19 protein-coding genes are annotated in these 24,025 nt (G+C 63.9%); 18 read left to right on the top strand and 1 reads right to left on the bottom strand.

Annotated features, from left to right (window positions below):
• Positions 1 to 138: 138 nt before the first annotated feature.
• The gene (locus tag BM193_RS02910; protein ID WP_092795229.1) at positions 139 to 678 is read left to right on the top strand and encodes an NAD(P)H-dependent oxidoreductase; all 540 of its coding nucleotides are present in this window, start codon (positions 139 to 141) and stop codon (positions 676 to 678) included.
• Here the strand turns inward: BM193_RS02910 and BM193_RS02905 are convergent, their stop codons facing one another.
• Positions 679 to 1,179 (bottom strand): MBL fold metallo-hydrolase, encoded by a 501-nt coding sequence (locus BM193_RS02905; RefSeq protein WP_092832209.1) that lies wholly within the window; start codon positions 1,177 to 1,179, stop codon positions 679 to 681.
• A gap of 117 nt (positions 1,180 to 1,296) precedes the next feature.
• Between BM193_RS02905 and BM193_RS02900 the strand changes: the two genes are divergently transcribed.
• The 17 genes from BM193_RS02900 (at position 1,297) to BM193_RS02820 (ending at position 24,020) form a co-directional block, all read left to right on the top strand.
• A complete protein-coding gene (locus BM193_RS02900; RefSeq protein WP_254785802.1) occupies positions 1,297 to 2,271 on the top strand; it encodes a LysR family transcriptional regulator in 975 nt (324 codons plus the stop codon).
• 255 nt (positions 2,272 to 2,526) lie between these two features.
• A complete protein-coding gene (locus tag BM193_RS02895; RefSeq protein WP_092795226.1) occupies positions 2,527 to 5,379 on the top strand; it encodes a 2-oxoglutarate dehydrogenase E1 component in 2,853 nt (950 codons plus the stop codon).
• Between the two features lie 115 nt (positions 5,380 to 5,494).
• Positions 5,495 to 6,751 carry a 2-oxoglutarate dehydrogenase complex dihydrolipoyllysine-residue succinyltransferase gene (gene odhB / locus BM193_RS02890; RefSeq protein WP_092795225.1) on the top strand — a complete coding sequence of 419 codons (1,257 nt, stop codon included), beginning with the start codon at positions 5,495 to 5,497 and terminating at the stop codon, positions 6,749 to 6,751.
• Positions 6,752 to 6,845: 94 nt separating this feature from the next.
• Complete coding sequence (locus BM193_RS02885) at positions 6,846 to 7,229, top strand: PspC domain-containing protein (RefSeq protein WP_092795223.1); 384 nt, start codon at positions 6,846 to 6,848, stop codon at positions 7,227 to 7,229.
• Entirely contained in the window at positions 7,219 to 8,649 is a 1,431-nt protein-coding gene (gene lpdA, locus BM193_RS02880; RefSeq protein ID WP_035820749.1) for a dihydrolipoyl dehydrogenase, read from the top strand. Before BM193_RS02885 ends, lpdA begins: the two co-directional genes overlap by 11 nt.
• 85 nt (positions 8,650 to 8,734) lie before the next feature.
• On the top strand, positions 8,735 to 9,832 hold the full coding sequence (gene zapE / locus BM193_RS02875) for a cell division protein ZapE (RefSeq protein WP_092795221.1): 1,098 nt from the start codon (positions 8,735 to 8,737) through the stop codon (positions 9,830 to 9,832).
• A 16-nt stretch (positions 9,833 to 9,848) separates the two neighbouring features.
• Complete coding sequence (locus BM193_RS02870) at positions 9,849 to 10,553, top strand: hypothetical protein (RefSeq protein ID WP_254785801.1); 705 nt, start codon at positions 9,849 to 9,851, stop codon at positions 10,551 to 10,553.
• Positions 10,554 to 10,699: 146 nt separating this feature from the next.
• The gene (locus BM193_RS02865; RefSeq protein WP_010399897.1) at positions 10,700 to 10,900 is read left to right on the top strand and encodes a YdcH family protein; all 201 of its coding nucleotides are present in this window, start codon (positions 10,700 to 10,702) and stop codon (positions 10,898 to 10,900) included.
• A gap of 62 nt (positions 10,901 to 10,962) precedes the next feature.
• Positions 10,963 to 12,987, top strand: a complete 2,025-nt coding sequence (locus tag BM193_RS02860; RefSeq protein WP_092795218.1) for a DNA repair helicase YoaA — start codon at positions 10,963 to 10,965, stop codon at positions 12,985 to 12,987.
• Positions 12,988 to 13,265: 278 nt separating this feature from the next.
• Positions 13,266 to 13,871: a toll/interleukin-1 receptor domain-containing protein gene (locus BM193_RS02855; protein WP_092795216.1), complete on the top strand. Its 606-nt coding sequence runs from the start codon at positions 13,266 to 13,268 to the stop codon at positions 13,869 to 13,871.
• 19 nt (positions 13,872 to 13,890) lie between these two features.
• Positions 13,891 to 16,344: a tetratricopeptide repeat protein gene (locus BM193_RS02850; protein ID WP_092795214.1), complete on the top strand. Its 2,454-nt coding sequence runs from the start codon at positions 13,891 to 13,893 to the stop codon at positions 16,342 to 16,344.
• Positions 16,345 to 16,437: 93 nt separating this feature from the next.
• Entirely contained in the window at positions 16,438 to 17,175 is a 738-nt protein-coding gene (gene surE, locus BM193_RS02845) for a 5'/3'-nucleotidase SurE (RefSeq protein WP_092795212.1), read from the top strand.
• A 35-nt stretch (positions 17,176 to 17,210) separates the two neighbouring features.
• Positions 17,211 to 18,101, top strand: a complete 891-nt coding sequence (locus BM193_RS02840) for a protein-L-isoaspartate(D-aspartate) O-methyltransferase (RefSeq protein ID WP_092795211.1) — start codon at positions 17,211 to 17,213, stop codon at positions 18,099 to 18,101.
• Between the two features lie 41 nt (positions 18,102 to 18,142).
• A complete protein-coding gene (locus BM193_RS02835; protein ID WP_092795209.1) occupies positions 18,143 to 19,054 on the top strand; it encodes a peptidoglycan DD-metalloendopeptidase family protein in 912 nt (303 codons plus the stop codon).
• An 8-nt stretch (positions 19,055 to 19,062) separates the two neighbouring features.
• Entirely contained in the window at positions 19,063 to 20,094 is a 1,032-nt protein-coding gene (rpoS, locus tag BM193_RS02830; protein WP_092795207.1) for an RNA polymerase sigma factor RpoS, read from the top strand.
• A gap of 242 nt (positions 20,095 to 20,336) precedes the next feature.
• Positions 20,337 to 21,680 carry a 23S rRNA (uracil(1939)-C(5))-methyltransferase RlmD gene (gene rlmD, locus BM193_RS02825; RefSeq protein ID WP_092795205.1) on the top strand — a complete coding sequence of 448 codons (1,344 nt, stop codon included), beginning with the start codon at positions 20,337 to 20,339 and terminating at the stop codon, positions 21,678 to 21,680.
• A gap of 360 nt (positions 21,681 to 22,040) precedes the next feature.
• Positions 22,041 to 24,020: a glycosyl hydrolase family 18 protein gene (locus BM193_RS02820; RefSeq protein ID WP_302848136.1), complete on the top strand. Its 1,980-nt coding sequence runs from the start codon at positions 22,041 to 22,043 to the stop codon at positions 24,018 to 24,020.
• Positions 24,021 to 24,025 lie beyond the last annotated feature (5 nt).

Below are 24,025 nucleotides of genomic sequence, written 5' to 3'. Positions count from 1 at the left end.
TGAAAAGTACTCACCAAGGCTATGCTGTTTTTGCCTCTGGCGGCGCGATCACGCGCGGCGGGGCAGGGTACCGGCTTGCCTGCTTTCCCGAGGCTGCGGGCCGGTACGCGCCGATCCCATTCTCATGAAAGCAACACGATGAAAACCCTCGTTATCGTCTTCCATCCCGCCCTCGACACCTCGGTCGCCAACCAGCGCTGGCTGCAGGAAGTGGCGCGGCATCCGCAGCAGTACACCATCCACGATGTGCACCAGGCTTACCCTGATGGCAAGATCGACGTGGCGCGCGAGCAGGCGCTGGTCGAGGCGCACGGCGCGGTGGTGCTGCAGTTCCCCGTGTACTGGTTCAACTGCCCGCCGCTGCTGAAGCAGTGGCTCGACGAAGTATTGACGCATGGCTGGGCCTATGGCACGGGCGGCGACGCCTTCCGGGGCCGCAAGGTGGCGCTGGGTGTCACGGCCGGCATCCGCGAGGCGGATTTCACGCCGCAAGGCAAGTGGAAAATGACATTGGCGCAGTTGCTGGCGCCGTTTGACGTGACCTTCAAATACATCGGCGCCGAGAGCCGCCAGTTCTTCGCCTTCTATGGCGCGGAAGACGGTCCGAAGGAGCCGGGCTATGCGGAGCGGCTGGGGCGCAGCGCGCAAGATTACGTGCGCTTCCTGTCCGCGTTGTAATTATTCGAAGGCTGCTTCGAGGTGGCGCAGTGCGATATGCCGGCCTTCCAGTGGCAGGCTGGCGCCGTCATAGGGCTGGGGCACGACGATGCAGCGCGGCGCATTGTGCTTGAGGATGCCGCCCCAGTGGGCGACCCTGGCGCCGGCCTGGCGGCGGATCGCCTCGACCGTGTCGCCGCTGGCGAGAATGCGCGCCAGCGGAAAGGCCGCCTGCAGCACGCCCAGGCCAAAATAGGCGTGCGGTTCGGCGCTGCTGACGTAGATGGCGCGCAGGTGTTTGCCGCCCGCCTGTATCGTTTGCGCCACGTCCACGGCATCGCTGTGCAGGAATTGGGCGTTGACCAGGATGGCGTCGTGCACCCCGCTCAGCAAGATGGAGGGTGAGTGCGCACTGCCAAGGCGCTGCATGGCAAAGCCGGCCACGCTGGCGCGCGGGGCGGGGCGGCCGCCCGCAGGAGGAAGAAAGCCGGGACGGTCATGCGGGGCGGAGTTCGACAACATGCGTTCTTCTCGTTTTTCGTTATCACCGGCACATATTATCCTTTCGACTATGTGCCACAAATAGGGTAGATTGCAATACTTCGTTGCATGGATCGGATGAATCAAAGGAGTGCCCGCATGGACCGCATCACCGCCGCACAAGTATTTGTCGCCATCGCCGAGCGCGGCAGCATGGTCGCCGCCAGCGAGGCGCTGGACATGTCGCGCGCCATGGTGACGCGCTACCTGGCCGAGATGGAGCAGTGGGCGGGGGCGCGGCTGCTGCATCGCACCACGCGCCGCCTGAGTCTGACGGATGCAGGCGACGCCACCCTGGCGCGCTGCCGGCAGATGCTGGAAGTGGCGGGCGCCATGGCCGTGGCCGCGGCCGAAGGCGCCGATACGCCGCACGGCTTGCTGCGCATCACCTGCTCGCAGTCGCTGGCACAGACGGCGCTGGCCGGCGCAGTGACCGCTTACCTGCGGCGCTACCCACGCGCCGCCGTCGACCTGCAGATGGAGAACCGCGCCGTCAACCTGGTGGAGCAGCGCATCGACCTGGCGATCCGCATCACCAACGCGCTCGAACCGAACCTGATCGCGCGCCAGCTGGCCAGTTGCGCCTCGGTGGTGTGCGCCGCACCATCGTACCTGGCGGCGCATGGCACGCCGCGGCGGGTGGAAGACCTGGCCCTGCACAATTGCCTGACTTACACCTATTTTGGCAAGAGCCTGTGGCAGTTCACGCACCAGGGGGAAGTGCTCACTGTCCCTGTCAGCGGGCGGCTGTCGGCGAATGAATCGCTGGTGCTGCTGGTGGCGACGGTGGCGGGGGCGGGCATCGCCATGCAGCCCCGCTATTCGGCCGCGCCGCTCATCGCCAGCGGCCAGCTGGTGGAGCTGCTGCCCGCGTATCAGCCGCAGGACATGGGCATCTACGGCATCTATACCTCGCGCCAGCACATGTCGCCCCTGCTGCGCACCATGCTCGATTTTCTCGTGGAGTGGTTCGCCCGCGATCCCCAGTGGCTGGACGCCATCGCCGCGCCGCCGTTATCAAGCAGACCACTTGCGCAGCCGCGCGGCGCGGACGCGGTCGGCGGAATCGCATAAGCGCAACAGTACGGCCCGCGCCAGCCCCGGAAATCAGGCACGCAGCTTACATTTGCTTGCCAAATAAAATTCAACTTGTGGTTGTTGCGTTACAATACCGCGTGCTATTCTAAATGACGGTATGAAGAATGCTGGCGCAATAAAAAAGCCCTTCCCCCACAACTTGATGTGCAATCCGCTAACCGGTCAGGCCGTGTCGCGGAAGGTTAGATTAACCCGCTAATCTCGCGAAGCGCGAAGAAAGGTGAGCAATATATGCAGCAATTAACGACCAACTCCTACCTGTTCGGTGGGAATGCTCCGTACGTGGAAGACCTGTACGAGGCGTATCTGAACAATCCAGGCTCGGTACCCGATAACTGGCGTTCCTACTTCGACGCCATGCAGCACGTGCCTGCCGTCGATGGCACCAACAAGCCTGACGTGGCGCATGCCTCCGTCGTCGCCTCGTTCGCCGAGCGCGCAAAGGCTGGTCCGATCCGCACCGTCACCGCTTCCTTCGATGCTGAAATGGGCCGCAAGCGCGTCGCCGCCACGCAGCTGATCGCCGCTTACCGCTACCTCGGTTCGCACTGGGCCAACCTGGACCCGCTGCAACGCCAGGAACGTCCGATGATCCCTGAGCTCGAGCCGAGCTTCTACGGTTTCACCGACGCGGACATGGACACCGTGTTCAACATCAGCAATACCTATTTTGGCCCCGAGACCGCCACCCTGCGCGATCTGCTGAACTATCTGCGCGATACCTACACGCGTTCGATCGGCGCCGAATTCATGTACATCTCCGATCCGGCCGAAAAGCGCTGGCTGCAAGAGAAACTGGAAGCGATCCGCTCCACCCCGAATTTCACCCCAGAGAAAAAAATCCACATCCTCGACCGCCTGACCGCGGCTGAAGGCCTGGAACGCTATCTGCACACCCGCTACGTGGGTCAGAAGCGCTTCTCCCTGGAAGGCGGCGAAACCTTCATCGCCTCGATGGATGAAACCATCCAGCGCGCCGGCGAAAAAGGCGTGCAGGAAATCGTCATCGGCATGGCCCACCGCGGCCGCCTGAACGTGCTGGTGAACACCCTGGGCAAGGCGCCACAGGAACTGTTCGAAGAATTCGAAGGCAAGCATGGCGACGACCTGCCTGCCGGCGACGTGAAGTACCATCAAGGCTTCTCGTCGGACATCTCCACCGCGGGCGGCCCGGTCCACCTGTCGCTGGCGTTCAACCCGTCGCACCTGGAAATCGTCAACCCTGTGGTCGAAGGTTCCGTCAAGGCCCGCATGGATCGCCGCGGCGACGCGCAGGGCGCGCAAGTGCTGCCGATCCTGGTGCACGGCGATGCCGCTTTCGCCGGCCAGGGCGTGGTCATGGAAACGCTGAATCTGGCGCAAACCCGTGGCTACCATACGGGCGGCACGGTGCATATCGTGATCAACAACCAGATCGGTTTCACCACCTCGGATCCGCGCGATGCGCGCTCGACCCTGTACTGCTCGGACGTCGTCAAGATGATCGAAGCACCGGTCCTGCACATCAACGCCGATGATCCGGAAGCCGTGGTGCTGGCGACGCAGATCGCGCTCGACTACCGCATGGAGTTCAAGAAGGACATCGTCCTCGACATCATCTGCTACCGCAAGCTTGGCCACAACGAGCAAGATACGCCGGCACTGACGCAGCCGCTGATGTACAAGAAGATCGGCCAGCATCCAGGCACCCGCAAGCTGTACGCGGACAAGCTGGTGGCGCAAGGCGTGATCCCTGCCGATGGCGGCGACAAGATGGTGGCCGCTTTCCGCGACGCCATGGACGCCGGCAAGCACACCGTCGATCCGGTCATCTCGAACTTCAAGAACAAGTACGCCGTCGACTGGCTGCCGTTCCTGAACAAGAAATGGACCGATTCGGCCGACACGGCCGTGCCGATGACGGAACTGAAACGCCTGGCCACGCGCATCACCTCCGTACCGGAAGACTTCAAGGTCCACTCGCTGGTGGAAAAAGTGCTGGGCGACCGCGCCACCATGGGCCGCGGCGAAATGAACCTGGACTGGGGCATGGGCGAACACCTGGCCTACGCTTCGCTGGTATCGTCCGGCTACGCCATCCGCCTGACGGGCCAGGATGCGGGCCGCGGCACCTTCGTGCACCGCCACGCCGTGCTGCATGACCAGAACCGCGAACGCTGGGATGCGGGCACCTACATTCCGCTGCAAAACGTGTCGGAAAACCAGGCACCGTTCACCGTCATCGACTCGGTGCTGTCCGAAGAAGCCGTGCTGGCCTTCGAATACGGCTACTCGACCGCTGAACCGAACACGCTGACGATCTGGGAAGCCCAGTTCGGCGACTTCGCCAATGGCGCGCAAGTGGTGATCGACCAGTTCATCAGCTCCGGCGAAGTGAAGTGGGGCCGCGCTTCGGGCCTGGTCATGATGCTGCCGCACGGTTACGAAGGCCAGGGTCCTGAGCACTCGTCCGCGCGTCCGGAGCGTTTCCTGCAGCTGTGCGCGGACAACAACATGCAAGTGGTGCAGCCGACGACGGCTTCGCAGATCTTCCATTTGCTGCGCCGCCAGATGGTGCGCCAGTTCCGCAAGCCGCTGGTCATCCTGACGCCGAAGTCGCTGTTGCGCAACAAGGATGCCGGTTCGCCGCTGACCGACCTGGCCAAGGGCGGTTTCCAGACCGTGATCGGCGAAGTCGACGACAAAATCGATGCCAAGAAAGTCAAGCGCGTCATCGCCTGCTCGGGCAAGGTCTACTACGACCTGGTCAATGCACGCAAGACCCGCGGCCAGACCGACACGGCCATCGTGCGCCTGGAACAGCTGTATCCGTTCCCGCACAAGTCGTTCGCTGCTGAACTGAAGAAGTTCCCGAACCTGGTCGAAGTCGTCTGGGCTCAGGACGAGCCGCAAAACCAGGGCGCGTGGTTCCAGATCCAGCACAACATCTTCGAAGGCCTGGAATCGGGCCAGCGTCTGGCCTACGCCGGCCGTCCTGCTTCGGCGTCGCCTGCTGTCGGTTACTATGACAAGCACTACGCCCAGCAAAAAGATCTGCTGGAAACGGCATTCTCGAAGCTGAAGGGTTTCATTCTCACCAAGTAAGCGGGAATGCGGGCGCCGTGCGGCTTGCATGGCGCCTGATTACATAGATAATGACGGAGCGCCGCCCTTGCTACGCAGGGGCGGCGCCGCAAGAACAAAATAAACGGAGTTTTACATGGCACAAATCGAAGTCAAAGTTCCTCAGTTGTCGGAATCGGTTGCGGAAGCGACCCTGCTGGCATGGCATAAAAAAGTCGGCGAGCCAGTGGCGCGCGACGAAAACATGATCGACATCGAAACCGACAAAGTGGTCCTGGAACTGCCTGCGCCAGCCGCTGGCGTGATCATCCAGATCATCAAGGATAACGGCGCCACCGTCGTGGCCGGCGAAGTCATCGCCATCATCGACACCGACGGCTCGGCCAAGGTCAGCCCGATGGAAGTGTCGGCCGTTGCCGCGCCAGCCCTGGCTGCCGCCGCACAAGACGCTTCGACCGCTGCCGCGCCTGCCGCCGCGACCAAGGGCGACGTGGCCATGCCGGCCGCCGCCAAGATCCTGTCGGAAAAAGGCCTGTCCGCTGGCGACGTCGCCGGTTCGGGCAAGGATGGCCGCGTGACCAAGGGCGACGCCCTGGCCGCTTCCGCCAAGCCGGCTGTCGCGCCACTGGCCCCAGCCGCCGCCAAGCCGGCGCTGCAGCAAGTTGCCACGCCATCCGCCGCCAGCCTGGGCGACCGTCCGGAAGAGCGCGTGCCGATGAGCCGCCTGCGCGCACGTATCGCCGAGCGCCTGCTGCAATCGCAATCGACGAACGCCATCCTGACCACGTTCAATGAAGTGAACATGCAGCCGGTCATCGACCTGCGCAACAAGTACAAGGACAAGTTCGAGAAAGAACACGGCGTCAAGCTGGGCTTCATGTCCTTCTTCGTCAAGGCCGCCGTCGCCGCCCTGAAAAAGTACCCGATCATCAACGCTTCCGTTGACGGCAACGACATCGTCTACCACGGCTACTTCGACATCGGCATCGCTGTCGGTTCGCCGCGCGGCCTGGTCGTGCCTATCATCCGCAACGCGGACCAGCTGTCGATCGCCGACATCGAGAAAAAAATCGGTGAATTCGGCGCGAAAGCCAAGGAAGGCAAGCTGACCCTGGACGACCTGACGGGCGGCACGTTCTCGATCTCGAACGGCGGCACCTTCGGCTCCATGCTGTCGACCCCGATCATCAACCCGCCGCAATCGGCCATCCTGGGCGTGCATGCGACCAAGGACCGCGCTGTCGTTGAAAACGGCCAGATCGTGGTGCGTCCGATGAACTACCTGGCGATGTCCTACGACCACCGCATCATCGACGGCCGCGAAGCCGTCCTGGGCCTGGTGGCGATGAAAGAAGCGCTGGAAGATCCTGCACGCCTGCTGCTGGACCTGTAAGCACCGTAGTCCCCCGGCGTAGCCGCCGGGGCAATGTAGCCGATACCCCTTGCCAGAAGACGCAGCTGGCTGATCTCAACGAAAGAGGATTCCCATGAACGTCTCTGAAGAAATCAAGCGTCTGCACGAGTTGCACCTGGCGGGCGCCCTGAGCGAGGCGGAATTCGCGCAAGCGAAAGCCAAGCTCCTGAGCAGTATCAACCTGGACAAGCCGGACAGCACGTCCGGCGCTGGCGCCGCCTCCGGCCCGTCGAACGACCTGGTGCAGGAATTCAACCGCCTGCGCCGCTCGCGCACCGACCGCTGGCTGGGCGGCGTGTGCGGCGGCCTGGGACGCGCCTCCGGCATGGAGGCGTGGATCTGGCGCCTGGTGTTCGTCCTGTTTACATTGACCTTCGGCTTCGGCGTGGCGATTTACCTTCTATTGTGGATTTTCGTACCAGACGAAGAGATTGGAATAACAAAACATGAGTACTAAACAATTTGACGTAGTTGTCATCGGTGCGGGCCCTGGCGGCTACATCGCCGCCATCCGCGCAGCGCAGCTGGGCTTTTCCGTCGCTTGCGTCGACGAGTGGTCGAACGCCAAGGGCGGCGCCGCGCCTGGCGGTACCTGCACCAACGTCGGCTGCATCCCGTCGAAAGCGCTGCTGCAATCGTCCGAGCATTTCGAACACGCGGGCCACAGCTTCGCCGAGCACGGCATCGACGTCGCCGGCCTGAAGCTGAACCTGGGCCAGATGCTCAAGCGTAAAGATACGGTCGTCAAGCAGAACAACGACGGCATCCTGTACCTGTTCAAGAAGAACAAGATCGCCTTCTTCCACGGCCGCGCCGCTTTCGCCGCCGCCGCCGCTGGCGCGTATGAGATCAGCGTGACGGGCGAAGCCAACGAAACCCTGAGCGCCAAGCACGTGGTCATCGCCACGGGCTCGAACGCGCGCGAACTGCCGGGCGCACCGTTCGACGAGAAACTGATCCTGTCGAACACGGGCGCACTGGCCATCGACGCCGTACCCGCCAAGCTGGGCGTCATCGGCGCCGGCGTGATCGGCCTGGAAATGGGCAGCGTCTGGCGCCGCCTGGGTTCCGACGTCACCGTGCTGGAAGGCCTGCCGGTCTTCCTCGGCGCGGTCGACGAGCAGATCGCCAAGGAAGCGTCGAAGCTGTTCACCAAGCAGGGCTTGAAGATCAACCTCGGTTGCAAGATCGGTGCGATCACGCCAGGCAAGAAAGACGTCACCGTGGAATTCGTCGACGCCAAGGGCGAAGCGCAAAAGGCCGTGTTCGACAAGCTGATCATCTCGATCGGCCGCACGCCGAACACGAATGGCCTGGGCGCCGACAAGGTCGGCCTGCAGCTCGACGAGCGCGGCTTCATCGCGGTCGACGGCGACTGCAAGACCAACCTGCCGAACGTGTGGGCGGTGGGCGACGTCGTGCGCGGCCCGATGCTGGCGCACAAGGCGGAAGAAGAGGGCGTTGCCGTGGCCGAGCGTATCGCCGGCCAGCATGGCCACACCAACTTCAACACGATTCCGTGGGTGATCTACACCTCGCCGGAAATCGCGTGGGTCGGCAAGACCGAGCAAACGCTGAAGGCCGAAGGCATCGCCTACAAGGCAGGCACCTTCCCGTTCATGGCCAACGGCCGTGCGCGCGCGCTGGGCGACACCTCGGGCATGGTGAAATTCCTGGCCGATGCGACGACCGATGAAATCCTCGGCGTGCACATCGTCGGCCCGATGGCGTCCGAACTGATTTCCGAAGCCGTCGTGGCGATGGAATTCAAGGCGTCGGCCGAAGACATCGCGCGCATCTGCCACGCACACCCATCCCTGTCGGAAGCGACCAAGGAAGCGGCATTGGCGGTTGACAAGCGCACGTTGAACTTTTAATTGTAGCTAGTCTTTTCAGGGGCGCTCGCGGATTTTTTTCGCCAGCGCCCCTGTGCATTAGTGCCCATCCGTAAAAGCGAATCCCATGAACGTTGAAGAGTTTTACCAGAACGCGTTGCAGAAGCGCGATTTCAAGGCCGACGCCGCCCAGCGCCGCGCGGTCGACCGCCTGCAGCGGTGCTATGACGAGTGGGTCGCCTACAAGGGCGCGCGGTCGAGCACCTTCAAGCGCCTGATCAACCGTCCCGCCGTGCCGAAAGGCGTGTACATGTGGGGCGGGGTGGGGCGCGGCAAGTCGTTTTTGATGGATAGTTTTTACTCGGTCGTGCCGGTGGTGCGCAAGACGCGCCTGCACTTCCACGAATTCATGCGCGGCGTGCACCAGCAGCTCGATGAGCTGAAGGGCGTGGCCGATCCGCTCGATGAAGTGGCGAAACGCATCGCCAAGAAGTACCGTTTGATCTGTTTCGATGAATTCCACGTCTCGGACATCGCCGACGCGATGATCCTGTACAACCTGCTGTCGGCCCTGTTCGACAACGGCGTGTCCTTCATCATGACCTCGAATTACGACCCGGACCTGCTGTATCCGGACGGCCTGCACCGCGACCGCATGCTGCCGACCATCGCGCTGCTGAAGGACAAGCTCGACGTGATGAACGTCGACGCGGGCGTCGATTACCGCGGCCGCGCGCTGGAGCAGGTGGAAAGCTACTACACGCCGCTGGGCGCGGCCACCGACAAGGCCCTGCGCGACGCCTACGCGCGCATCGCCGAGACGGCCGACGAAGACGCGCGCATCCGCATCGAAAGCCGCGAAATCCACTGCCTGCGCCGCGCCGGCGGCATCATCTGGTTCGATTTCGCCACCCTGTGCGGCGGCCCCCGCTCGCAAAATGATTACCTGGAAATCGCCAGCCGCTTCCATACGGTGATATTGTCAGGGATACCGGCCATGTCGGCGGCGCAGTCGTCCGAGGCGCGCCGCTTCACCTGGCTGATCGACGTCTTTTATGACCAGAAGGTCAAGCTGATCATGTCGGCCGAAGTGCCGCCCGAGCAGCTGTACACGAACGGCATGCTGGCCAATGAGTTTCACCGTACCGTTTCGCGTATCATCGAGATGCAGTCACGCGAATACATGGAAAAAGAACAGCGCGGCGCGGCCGACGCGATCGTTTGAGGCAGGAAGAATGAAGATGATGGCAAAAACACTCTACAAGCTGGCAGCGGGCGTGGGCCTGGCATTGGCCCTGTCCGCCTGCGCGCACCAGGGCAGCGTGGCACTGGATGAAGTCGGCGCGCCGCAAGTGCCCGCCACCCTGTCCGTCGAGGAAGCGGATGCGAAACTGAAGCAGGCAGCCAGCGAGCGCGAGGCGGCGGAAAGCGAGTATGCCGCGCGCGAAGTGGAGTGCTACGACAAGTTTTTCGTGAATAACTGCCTCGACAAGGCCAAGGAAAAGCGCCGTCTGATCCTGGTGCGCCTGCGCGCCATCGAAGCGGAAGCGAATCACTTCAAGCGCGCCGAATCCGTGCGCCTGCGCGATATCGACCTGGCGCGGACCCAGGAAACGGCGCGCCTCGACGCGGAACAGCGCGCCGCCGCCGCCCCCAAGCCCATGAAAGTGGTGGCGCCCGAGCCGGAAGCACCTAAGCCGCAAGGCAAGAGCCTGGCCGAGCGCGAAGCCGAGTATGCGGCAAAAGTGAAGAAACAGGCGGCCGAGGAGGCGGCCGAGGCGCCCCGCCGCGCCGCCCGCGAAGCGGCGTATGCGCGCAAGCAGGCCGACGCCGTGGCGCGCCAGAAGCGCGTGGCGCAACGCCTGGCCGAGCGCCAGGCCGAGGCGGACGCCAAGGCGGCCAAGGCGGCCAGCGCGCCGGCGCCCGCCGTTCCCCCCGCGAATTGACCGCCGCCGCGCGGGCAGGCCGGAAATGGCGTGCCCTATCGCGCGCGGCAGGTTAAACTATGCACTCGCCGGGAATTCCGGCGCAGATGTCCGCGCACGCGATGAAGGCGTGCGCCCGTTTCCCAACACTGCCTGGAACGCAACACATGAGCGATGCACAGCATATAGAGCGGCGCCTGATTGAACTCAACGTGGAACACCGTGACCTCGATGCCGTCATCGAGCTGCTGATACTCGATGGCCACCATGACGAGCTGCAGCTGCGCCGCTTGAAGAAGCGCAAATTGCAATTGAAGGATCACATCACCTTGCTGAAAATGCAATTGGTGCCCGACGTTCCAGCCTGAAGGGCGCTTGCCGCGCCCGGCCATGCCATCACTTTAAGTATATTTTGACCGATCACAATTTAATGCCCGCCAGCCAGGACGGCCAGCCACCCGAGGCCGCAGCCGAACCGCAGGCTGCGCCTGGCAAGCACGATGCCGACATCGAACGCCTGTTTGGCGCCGGCGGCCCGCTGGGGCCGGCCGTGGGCAGCTACAAGCCGCGCCGTTCGCAAACGGAAATGGCCAAGGCCATCGCCAATGCCATCGACAGCCAGACGACCCTGATCGCCGAGGCGGGCACGGGCACGGGCAAGACCTTTGCCTACCTGGTGCCGGCCCTGATGTGGGGCGGCAAGACCATCGTCTCCACGGGCACGAAGAACTTGCAGGATCAACTGTTCCTGCGCGATATCCCCACCGTGCGCGCCGCGCTGCAGGCGCCCGTGTCCGTCGCCCTGCTGAAGGGGCGCTCGAACTACGTCTGCCATTACCACCTGGAACGCACCCTGCAGAACGGGCGCATGACCTCGCGCGACGACGTGGGCCACCTGCGTGAAATCTCGCGCTTCATCAAGATGACCAGCTCCGGCGACAAGGCGGAACTGGCCAAGGTGCCGGAAAACGCCATGATCTGGAACCTGGTGACGTCCACGCGCGACACCTGCATGGGCGCCGAGTGCCAGTACTACCAGGATTGTTTTGTGATGAAGGCCCGCAAGGAAGCGCAGCAGGCCGACGTGGTGGTGGTCAACCATCACCTGTTCTTTGCCGACGTGGCCCTGAAGGACACGGGCGTGGCGGAATTGCTGCCATCGGCCAACACCATCATCTTCGATGAGGCGCACCAGCTGCCCGACACGGCCACTTTGTTCTTCGGTAACACCGTGTCCACCTCGCAAATCCTGGAACTGTGCCGCGACGTGCTGGCCGAGGGACTCGCGCATGCGCGCGGCATCGACTGGGCCAAGACGGTGACGGTGGTGGAAAAGGCCGCGCGCGACCTGCGCCTGACCTTTCCGCAGGACATCGTGCGCCTGTCGCTGCCGCAAATCGCCCCGTCGAGCGACTTCTTCCCCGCGCTGGACACCCTCAAGGATGAGCTCGATGGCATGGTGGCCGTGCTGGAAACCCAGGCGGAACGGGCGGAAACCCTGGAGCAGTGCCGCGTGCGCGGCGTCGAACTGGCGCAGCAGTTGAGCGGCTGGAAATTCGATCCGAAGGCCAAGGTCGCGGCCGGCGAGGAAGCCGTGTTCTGGGTGGAAGCGTTTTCCAGCTCCCTGCAGCTGCATAAGACGCCCTTGTCGATCGCGCCCATCTTCAACAACCAGCGCGAAGGCACGCCGCGCAGCTGGATTTTCACCTCCGCCACCCTGGCCGTGAAAAACGATTTCAAGCACTTCTCAGAACAGATGGGCTTGACGGGCGAACCGTCGCACACGTGGCCGAGCCCCTTCGACTATGGCCAGCAAGGCTTGCTGTTCGTGCCGCAAAACCTGCCACAGCCGAACTCGCTGGGCTACACGGACGCCGTCATCGACTGCGCCCTGCCCATCATCGAGGCGGCCGGCGGACGCACCTTCTTCCTGTGCACCACCTTGCGCGCCGTGAAACGGGCCGCCGAGCGCCTGGCCGACGAATTCAAGCAGCGCGGCTTGAACTTCCCGCTGTTCGTGCAGGGCGACCGGGGCCGCACGGAATTGCTGGACCAGTTCCGCGCCGCCGGCAATGGCGTGCTGATCGGCAGCCAGAGTTTCTGGGAAGGCGTCGACGTGCGCGGCGATGCGTTATCGCTGGTCATCATCGACAAGCTGCCGTTCGCGCCGCCCGACGACCCGGTGCTGGCGGCGCGCATCGAAGTGATGGAAAAGCAGGGCAAGAACGGCTTCATGCACCATTCGCTGCCGGAAGCCATCATCAACCTGAAGCAGGGCGCGGGCCGGCTGATCCGCGACGAGGGCGACCGTGGCGTGCTGATGATCTGCGATCCGCGCCTCATTTCCAAGCCCTACGGCAAGCGCATCTGGCAAAGCCTGCCGCCGTTCAAGCGCACGCGCGATAGCGCCGAAGTGGTCGAGTTCTTCCGCAACCTGCCGCCGCGCGCCGAGTAGTCCATTTGGCCGGCGCGCCCGCGCCGGCTATTTCTCCCTGGTCATTTTCCCTTTGTAATCAAGGTGCTGGCGATGCCGTGCGGCGCCGGCCTGCGCGCCTGCCATGCCAGAAATCGGCGTGATCGCGCCATTTTCCGGCATTGGAATTGATGTCCAGGACGCCGGACACATCTTTGCGCCAGCGCAAACAGGACGTTGCTCAGCGGTTTACAGTGGCTGCATGCCTTGTGGGAGCAGGGCGCGGCGATGGCAGGCCGCACGGGGAACAGGGGGATGCCATGGATATCCGCTACGGCTGTTTCTTGAGCTACGCGCACGGCCAATATGCGTTCATGAACAAGTTCAAGGATGACCTCATCGAGGCGTTGGCCTGCTACCTGGAGCCGCACCTGGACCGCGAGGAAGTGCTGTTCATCGACGCCGAACAGCTGGGCGGCGGCGACGATATCGACCTGCGCGTGGCGCGCGCCATGTGCCAGAGCGTGTGCATGATCGTGCTGTACACGCCGAAATACGAAGCGCATGGCTACACGCGGCGCGAGTTCGCCGCCATGCAATTGATCGAGCAGGAGCGCCGTACCTGGTATGACTTGCCCAGCCACCTGATCATTCCCATCATCATGACGCGCCACCCCGACGGTTTGCCGCAGCAAATCACGGAGTCGGGCCTGTATGTGGATTTTTCCGGCTACACCCTGGCCAGCGGCGACCTGAAATCGAACCTCCAATATCTGCCCGACATCGAACGCATCGTCCAGCGCATTGCCAAGCATTACCAATTGCTCAAGCGGTCGACGCCGCCGGGCCACGATTGCAGCCGCTTCGTGCTGCCCGATATTCCGCCGGAATGGCGCGCCGTTCCGCCTCCTCACTTTCCACGCTAATCACGTTAAAGGTACCGTCATGGAATGCCAACGCCTGTCCCTACCGCCTTTGAGCGCCCCTGGCGAAGTCGTCACCTTCTATTCCTACAAGGGCGGCACCGGCCGCACCATGGCATTGTCGAATATCGCCGTGCTGCTGGCGCGGCGCGAAAACGCCAGCGTGCCGGTGCTGATGCTGGACTGGGACATGGAAGCGCCGGGCCTGCACCATTATTTCGAGCAGCACGAGGAGCGCCCCGGCGTGCTGGAGTTTTTTGAAGCCTGCCGCCAGCAGCTTGAACGCATCAGTTTGGAAACGGGCGGCAAGCGCGCCACGGGCGCGGACGACGCGGCCCTGGCGCAGCGCGTGCTCGACGCCATCGACTGGCAGCAATACGTGGTGCGCGTCGACCAGGGCAGTCCCCTGTACCTGATGCGCGCGGGGCGCTTCGACGCCAGCTACAGCGAACGCCTGGCGCAGATGCGCTGGGATCAATTGTTCGATACCTGCCCGGCCCTGTTCCGCTGCTTCGCCGATACGCTGGCCCAGCATTTCCGCTACGTGCTGGTCGATTCGCGCACGGGACGCACGGACAGCGCGGGCATCTGCACCACCTTGTTGCCGAAAAAACTGGTGGTGGTCTTCACGCCGAACCGGCAAAGCCTGGAGGGCGTCGATGCGCTCGTCACGCGGGCCATCGAATACCGGCGCAGCCATGAAGACGAGCAGCGTCCGCTGCTCGTGTACCCCTTGCCGTCGCGCATAGAAATGGGCGATGGGGCGCAGCGGGCCGAGTGGCGCCGCGGTGATGCGCACAAGGGCATCGCCGGTTTCCAGCCCATGTTCGAGCGCTTGCTGCGCAGCTCCTACGGCTTGCCGCAGATCGCCCTCGACAGCTATTTCGATGAAGTCCAGCTGCAGCAGACGAAAACCTTTGCCTATGGCGAACAACTGGCCGTGCGCATCGACCAGGGCGGCGACCGCTTTTCCCTCACGCGCACCTTCGAGGCCTTTCTGCACTGGTTGACGGGCGGCTACTTCCCCTGGCAATCGAGCCGTGAAATCGCCTTGCTGGCGGCCATCGGCGAGGCGCGCCAGGCCGCGCTGCTGGAGCCGGGCCGCGCCGTGGCGCTGCCGCTGGCGCGCGACCTGGCGCGCCTGGGCGAGCTGTACCGTAAAGATGGGCGCAGCGCGCAGGCCCTCGACGCCTTCCGCCAGAGCGTGGAGATCCGCGTGCGCCTGCTGGGCGAGGAGCATCCCGACAGCCTTGCCGGCAAGAGCGGCATGGCGCGCCTGCTGCGCCAGCTGGGCAAGCTGGACGAAGCGCGCTTCCTGGAAGAGGACGTGGCCGATGTGCGCGAGCGCCTGCAGGGCGCCGAACACCCCGACACCCTGGCCGCGCGAGCCTGCCTGGCGCAAACCCTGGCGCAGCAGGGCGACCTGGCGGGCGCGCTGCTGTTGCAGGATTTCGTGCTGGACAGTTACTCCCGCCTGCTGGGCGACGAGCATCCGATGACGCTGGGGGCGATGGATGGCCGCGCCGCCACCTTGCTGCGCATGGGCCGGCTGGCGCAGGCGCAGCAAGTGCTGGCCCGGGTGGTGGCGGCGCGCGAGCGCCTGTTCGGCGCCGAGCATGGCGACACCCTGCGCAGCAAGCTGGCCCTGGCGCAGGCGCAGGGGCGCGATGGCGACCTGGAAGGCGCGCGGCGCCTGCTCGACGCCGTACTGCAGGCGCAGGAGCGCCGCCTGGGCGTCGACCACGCGGCGACCCTGGCCACGCGCGACCTGCTGGCCGATATCGTGGCGGGGCAGGGCGACTGGGCCGGGGCGCGCCAGTTGCATGAAGACCAGGTGGCGGCGCGCGAGCGCACGCGGGGACTCGACCATCCGGAAACCCTGATGAGCCAGCGCAAGCTGGCCGAAGCGCTGCTGCGGCGCGGCGAGCTCGATGCGGCGCGCAGCGTGCAGGAGCAGGTGCTGGAAGTGCACGCGCGGCTGCTGGGCGAAGACCACCTCGATACCTTGCACAGCAAGAAGCAGCTGGCCGGGACGCTGTTGCAGCAGGGTGACAGCGAGGCGGCGCGCCAGCTGGAAGACGACGTGCTCAGCGGCAGCGACCGGCTGCTGAACGCGCCCGTCACGGGCCATGCCGATAGCGTGCTCGACGGTGCACGCCATCTGCAGGAAACCATCCTGGCGGGGCGTGCCAACGGGCACGACGGGGCGGAGCCCGATACCCTGGCCAGCATGATCGGCATGTTGCAAGGCATGATCGAGCGCGAGCAATATGCGCAGGCGGGCGAGCTGGCCGAACACTTGAAGTCGTGCCTGCTGCGCCCCGGCGTGCCCGGCAAGCTGCGCAAGCGCGGCATGGCCCAGCTGAAACGCATGTACAAACTGCAAGGCGACCTCGATGGCTTGCTGGCCTTGCAGGAAGACGAGGTGCAGGCGCTGGAAGGCGCGCTGTCGGAAGCGCGCATCGAGCCGCGTTGACGCCGTGCGTGCTGGCGCCGGGCGGCAGAAAAAATGCTGCCGATCGACGTGCCGTACGCGCAGTGTTGGCATTGCTTCAGGTAAAATCTCGTTATGAGAATTCTTATCAGTAACGATGACGGCTACCTCGCGCCTGGCATTGCCGCACTGGCCGACGCGCTGGCGCCCATCGCCGAGATCGTGGTGGTGGCGCCCGACAGCAACCGCTCGGGCGCGTCCAATTCCCTGTCCCTGGACCGGCCCCTGTCCGTGCACAAGGCCGCGAATGGCTTTTATTTTGTCAATGGCACGCCCACCGACTGCGTGCACGTGGCGCTGACGGGCATGCTCATCGAGCGTCCCGATTTGGTGGTCTCCGGCATCAACAACGGCCCCAACATGGGCGACGATACGCTGTATTCGGGCACGGTGGCCGCCGCCACGGAAGGCTATCTGTTCGGCATTCCCGCCATTGCCTTTTCCCAGTCCGAGTTTGGCTGGGCCAACCTCGATGCTGCCGCCCGCGTGGCGCGCGAGATCGTCGAACGCCGTTACGATGCCTTGCAAAAGCCGTATCTGCTGAACGTGAACATCCCGGCGATTCCTTATGAGCAAATGCAAGGCGTGGTGGCCACGCGCCTGGGCAAGCGCCACTCGGCCGAGCCGGTGATCCGCGCGCTCGACCCGCGCGGCCGGGAAATCTTCTGGATCGGCCCGGCAGGCGCCACCAAGGATGGTGGTCCCGGCACGGACTTCCATGCAGTGAAGCAAGGACAAGTCTCGATTACCCCGTTGCAGATCGACCTGACGCATACCACCCAACTCGATGCACTGGCACGAGGCCTGGCATGACCGCTGACCATGACCGCTCACGATGACCGCTCACCATGACCGATAAGCCGCGTACCTTCCCGCTGTCCCTCGATTCGCTGGCCGGCAAGCCCGCCAGGCAGGGCGGGGGGCAGTCGCTGGCGCAATCGCGCATCGCCACGCCGCAGACGGCGACGCAGAACGCGGCGCAGAATGCGGCCCGCGGCGGCGCGCAGCCGTATGGCGCGCCCGCGGCCATCACGCCGTCGCGCGCCCAGGCCATCGCCAATGAGCGGGCGCAGCCGGCGGTCGCCGCGGCGCCACGGCAAAACCCGCTGGTGTCGGACGCCGTGCGGCGCGCCATGGTGGCGCGCATCGCCAAACAGGGCGTCAAGGACCAGGTGGTGCTCGACGCCATGCAGGCCGTGCCGCGCCACATGTTCATGGACGAGGCGCTGGCATCGCAGGCGTATATCGATGCGTCGCTGCCCATCGGCCATCACCAGACCATTTCGCAGCCATATATCGTCGCGCGCATGATCGAAGTGATGCGCAATGGCGGAGCGCTGCAGCGCGTGCTGGAGATCGGCACGGGTTGCGGCTACCAGGCGACGGTGCTGTCGCTGGTGGCGAAGGAGGTGTATTCGATCGAGCGCATCCGTCCCTTGCACGAGCTGGCGAAGGCCAATCTGCGCCCGCTGCGCGTGTCGAATCTGCGCTTGCAGTACGGAGATGGTATGCTTGGCCTGCCGCAGGCGGCGCCCTTTGATGGCATCATCCTTGCCGCAGCCGGCCTGGAAGTCCCGCAAGCCCTGCTGGAACAGCTGACGCCCGGCGGGCGCCTGGTTGCACCGGTCGGGGCGAAATTGCAACACTTACAACTCATTACCCGGGTGGGGAAAATGGAATGGACCAGCCAAACCCTGGAAGATTGCCATTTTGTGCCTTTGCGCCCGGGCACCATATGATCCCCGGATCAGTTAGCAGCAGGACCTACAATTACATGCGAATGATTAAGAAAAGTAACATCCTCCTATGCAGCATCACCCTGGCCGCCTTGTTGAGCGGTTGCGGCACGACGGGCGTGCAGGCGCCTGTGGTGGAGCGCCAGCCCGTCACCAGCAATGCGGCGGCCAGCGATCCGCGCGACCGCGATCCCGCTTTTTACCGGGTCAAGCGCGGCGACACCCTGTTGCGCATCGCCCTCGAACATGGCCAGAATTACCGCGACCTGGTGACCTGGAATGACTTGAGCAATCCGAATGACATCAAGGTCGACGAGATCTTGCGCGTGCTGCCGCCGACGGGCGATGCTGGCGGCGCGCAAACGTCGGCCATCGTCATGCCGCCATCGACGGAAGTGCGCGCCGCCGCGCCCGTGGTGCCGAAGAAAACGGGGCCGCGCGGCGAGAAGCGCGCCTACTCCGATGCCACGCTGGCCGAACTGCGCGCCGATGGCGGCACCCCTGACGCCAAGCCGGCGCCGGCGCCGGCGACAACCGTTGCCGCCGCACCGGCCGCTGCCGCCGCTGCGGCATCGGCGCCGGGCGACGACAAGATCAGCTGGATGTGGCCTTCCGAAGGCAAGGTCATCGGTACTTTTGACGAAGGCAAGAACAAGGGCGTCGATATCGCCGGCAAGGCGGGCCAGCAGGTGGTGGCGGCCGGCGCAGGAAAAGTCATGTATGCCGGGAGCGGAATCCGTGGTTATGGTAATCTTGTTATCGTGAAGCACAGTAATAGTTTATTGTCGGCCTATGCGCATAACCGCAGCATCTTGGTGAAGGAAGGGCAGAACGTGAACAAGGGCCAGGCCATCGCCGAGATGGGCGATTCCGATGCCGACCGCGTGAAGCTGCACTTTGAAATTCGCCAGCAAGGCAAACCTGTCGACCCTTCGAAATTCCTGCCTAACCGTTAGGTAAAGCAATGACACACGCGCCGCATGACCAGCTGGACGATGACCAGGAACCGCCGGAAGACGGGGCGGACGAAGTCGTGACGGACGATGCGGGCGAACTCGACGGCATTGACGCCGTCGAGGCGGGCGAGGGCGGCGAAGTGGCCAGCGTCAGCGTGCTGGTCGAAAGTGTCGATGAATTGAAGAAAGTGCTGGCGGCCGAGCTGTCGACCGATACCACGCAGCACTACCTGAACCAGATCGGCACGCGGCCCCTGTTGACGGCGGCGCAGGAAGTGCATTACGCCACCCTGGCCAAGCAGGGCAATTTCGAAGCCCGGCAAACCATGATCGAGCACAACCTGCGCCTCGTCGTGTCGATCGCCAAGCATTACATCAACCGCGGCGTGGTGCTGCTCGACATGATCGAGGAGGGCAACATCGGCCTGATGCGCGCCATCGACAAGTTCGAGCCCGAGCGCGGCTTCCGCTTTTCCACTTACGCCACCTGGTGGATACGCCAGAGCATCGAGCGCGCCATCATGAACCAGGCGCGCACGGTGCGCCTGCCCGTGCACATGGTGCGCGAACTGAACCAGATCCTGCGCGGCAAATACCACCTGGAAGCCCAGCACCACGATGGCAAGGATGCCACGGCGGAAGATATCGCCCACCTGGTGGGACGTCCCGTGGAAGAGGTGCAGGATATCCTGGCCCTGTCCGAGCATGCCACCTCGCTCGACGCGCCGCTCGACAACGACCCGCAATCGTCCCTGATGGACATGCTGCCCGGCGCCAGCGAGGACAGCCCCGACGCGCGCGCGGAACACCATGAAATGACGGTGCTCGTGCGCGACTGGCTGACCAAGCTGCCCGACAAGCAGCGCGTGGTGATCATGCGCCGTTTCGGCCTCGACAACGATGATCCGGCCACCCTGGAAACCCTGGCCGAGGAAATGGGCGTGACGCGCGAACGCGTGCGCCAGATCCAGCAGGAAGCGCTGATTAAATTGAAGCGCGCCATGGCCGCGCGCGGCGTCGTGCGCGACTCCCTGCTGTAGCGTGCCCGATAAAACGCATCGGCGGCGTTGCAATGCCTCGCCGTACTGGCGTACTGTCTTCGGCAATGCGCCTTGCCCTGTACATTTTCTCAGGCACGCTGAATCGGCGCAACTGTGCCGCGGACTTAAGCTAGTCGGCATCTGCTATCATACGCCCCGCTCGCGGCGCCTGACCTTTCCCCCATTGTTTGCAAGTTCCAGCGCGGCCCTGCGTCCTGGCCCACTCTTACCTATTGATCGCTATGCAAGAAAATATCATCGAAATCAAATCGCTCGACATGGACGCCCGTGGCGTTGGCCATATTGAGAACGAAGACGGCTCGCCGGGCAAGGTCGTGTTTGTCGAAGGCGCATTGCCGGGCGAGCGCGTCAGCTTCGTGACGTACAAGAAAAAGAAAAACTGGGAAATGGCCCGCATGACGGCGCTGCACCGCGAATCGGCCATGCGCGTGACACCCAAGTGCAAGCATTTCGATAATTGCGGCGGCTGCTCCATGCAGCACCTGGAGCCATCGGCGCAGGTGGCGATCAAGCAGCGCGTGCTGGAAGATAACCTGTGGCATATCGGCAAGGTGCGTCCGCAAAGCATCATGCGCCCCATGTATGGCCCGACGTGGGGCTACCGCTACCGCGCGCGCCTGTCGGTGCGCCACGTCAAGAAGAAGGATGCCGTGCTGGTGGGCTTCCATGAAAAGAAATCGGCCTTCGTTGCGGACATGGATAGCTGCGAGATCCTGCCGCCGCACATTTCCGCCATGCTGCTGCCGCTGCGTGGATTGATTGCTTCGCTGTCCATCTTCGACCAGATGCCGCAGATCGAGCTGGCCGTGGGCGAAGACGTCACGGCCATGGTCTTGCGCATCATGGCGCCGTTGACGGCGGACGACGAGATGAAATTGAAGGCCTTTGCCGACGAATACGGCGTGCAATGGTGGCTGCAGGTGAAAGGCCCGGAAACGGCCGTGCCGTTCTATCCGCTGGACAAGCAGCTGCACTATTTGCTGCCGGAATTCGGCGTCAAGATGCCGTTCAAGCCCGTCGATTTTACGCAAGTGAACCACCACATCAACCGCGTGCTGGTATCGAAAGCCTTGCGCCTGCTGGAAGTGCAGCCGTCCGACCGCGTGGCCGACCTGTTCTGCGGCCTGGGCAATTTCACCTTGCCGCTGGCCACGCAAGGCAGCGAAGTGGTGGGCATCGAAGGCAGCACCACGCTGACGGAGCGGGCGCTGGAAAACGCCCTGGCCAATGGCCTGGCGGAAAAAACCTCGTTCTCGACGCGCAACCTGTTTGAAGTGACGACGGACGACCTGATCGCCTTGGGCAAATTCGACCGCATGCTGATCGACCCGCCGCGCGATGGCGCCATGGCCCTGTGCCAGGCGCTGGTGGGCCTGTCGCAAGTGCGTCCGGACATGCTGCCCAAGCGCATCGTCTACGTGTCCTGCAGCCCCTCGACCCTGGCGCGCGACGCCGGCATCCTGGCGCTGGAAGCGGGCTATGTCCTGAGCAAGGCGGGCGTGGTGAACATGTTCCCGCATACCTCGCACGTAGAGTCGATGGCGGTATTTGATTTAGCGCAATAAGTACGTGCAAGGGGCGGGTGGCCAGGCAGTCACCCGTCGCCGCTTAGCACAGCAAGCCAGCAAGCCACCGCAATACCACTTACACCGTGTTATAAAATTGGTCTGTTTTTTCCAGATCCAGCGCCTTTCCTCCTCTTCCCGTTGCAGTTTTTTCGTTGTCCAGTAGGACAACATGCCGTCCGCATAAGCTGCTGTGCTTTTTGCGCGAAGTGGTATTGCCCACTTTGATGCCACTTCAAAACCACTTGACCGCCTATTTTTTCAGCAGCATGCTGTTCTTGCAACTGAAAAAAATGAAAACACAGGGTAGCTCTTTATTGAAGCAGAGTGGTATTTCCGCAAACCTGAACAGGAGACAGCGTGGAAAATTTAATACTCAGAAAGACGATCAGAAACATGATGGTGTGCCTGGCCAGCGGTGGTGTGCTGGCGGCATGCGGCGGCGGTGGCGATGCCAGCGCGCCGGCCGGTTCGCAATTGTTGGCCGTCAGCACCGTGGCCTGCATCCCGTGGCAAGAGGGCGGCACGTATAACGCGGGCACGGTGGTCACTTACCTGGGCGCCAATTACACGGCCCTGGTGACGCAGACCGATCACGTGGGCTCGGGTTGGAATCCCGTTTCCGCGCCTAGCCTGTGGAGCGCCGGCGGTGCTTGTGATGGCGGCACCACGCCGACCCCCACGCCGACACCTACCCCAACGCCAACGCCTACCCCGACACCGACGCCGAATCCCACCCCGACACCTACGCCGACGCCGGCACCGACGCCAACCAGCAGCACCTGCGCGCTGGCCTGGGCCTCGGGCACGGCCTACAGCGCGGGCGCCGTCGTCAGCTTTGCCGGCACCAATTACCGCGCCAACTACTGGACCCTGGGCGACAACCCGTCGAGCAACAACGGCGCCGCCGGCACGGGCAAGCCATGGACCAGCCAGGAGCTGTGCAGCATCACGCCGACGCCGACGCCTACTCCAACGCCGACCCCGACACCGACCCCGACGCCGACCCCGACGCCGACGCCGACGCCGACGCCAACCCCGACCCCGACGCCAACCCCGACGCCTACCCCGACGGGCCGCGAAGTGGGTTCCTATTTCGCGCAGTGGGGCGTGTATGGTCGCGACTATGAAGTGGCGAACGTGCACACCAGCGGCGTGGCCGACAAGCTGACCTTCATCAACTACGCCTTCGGCAATATCTATCCGAAAAACGGCGGCTACGAGTGCGGCATGATCACCAAGGCCGAGCCGGGCGCGACGAATCCGAACGCGCCGGACGCCGGCACGGGCGGCGATGCCGAGGCCGACTACATCCGCACGCCGAAGCGCACCGTCGATGGCCAGGCCATTCCATGGGATGCTCCACTGTCGGGCAACTTCCTGCAGCTGAAAAAACTCAAGGCGGCGCACCCGAACCTGAAACTGTTCATCTCGCTGGGCGGCTGGAGCTGGTCGAAGAATTTCTCGGTGGGATCTGCCACCGACGCGCTGCGCAAGCAGATGGTCAGTTCCTGCATCGACTTGTACATCAAGGGCAACCTGCCCCTCTCGCAAGGGCGCGGTGGCCCGGGTTCGGCGGCCAATATCTTTGACGGCATCGACATCGACTGGGAATATCCGGTCGGCGGCGGCCAGCCGTACAACACGGTCAGCCCGAATGACAAGCGCAATTTCACCTTGCTGATGGCGGAATTCCGCAGCCAGCTCGATGCGCTGGGCGCAAGCACCGGCAAGCGCTACCTGTTGACGGCGGCAGTCGGCGCCGGCAAGGACAAGATCGACAACACGGAACCGGCCCTGTACTCGCAGTACATGGACTGGATCAACCTGATGACCTACGACTTCCACGGCGGCTGGGAAAACAGCACCAACTTCAACGCCCAGCTGTTTGCCGACCCTGCCGATCCGTCGACAGGCATGGCGCGGGAATACGTGGGCGACAAGGCGGTGCAGTACATGATCGCCGCCGGCGTGCCGCGCGACAAGCTGCTGCTGGGCATTCCATTCTATGGCCGCGGCTGGACAGGCGTGGCGCCGGGACCGAATGGCGATGGCCTGTACCAGACGGCCACGGGCATGGCGCCCGGTGCGTACGAAGCGGGCATCGAGGACTACAAAGTCCTGGTGGCCAAGGCCGGCACGCGCTACTACCATCCCGTCACCAAGCAGCTGTACCTGTACACGGGCGCGGGCGGCCAGTGGTGGAGCTATGACGATCCGACCGTCATCGGCACCAAGGTGAAATACGTCAAGGACCAGGGCTTGCGCGGCGCGTTCTCGTGGGAACTCGATGGCGACGCGAATGGCGTGCTGGCGACGGAGGTGTGGAAAGTGCGCTAATACTG

Source organism: Janthinobacterium sp. 344 (assembly GCF_900112025.1).
GTDB lineage: Bacteria > Pseudomonadota > Gammaproteobacteria > Burkholderiales > Burkholderiaceae_D > Janthinobacterium.
Note: the sequence above shows the minus strand (reverse complement) of the source record. Positions and strands in the feature narration are given on the sequence as shown.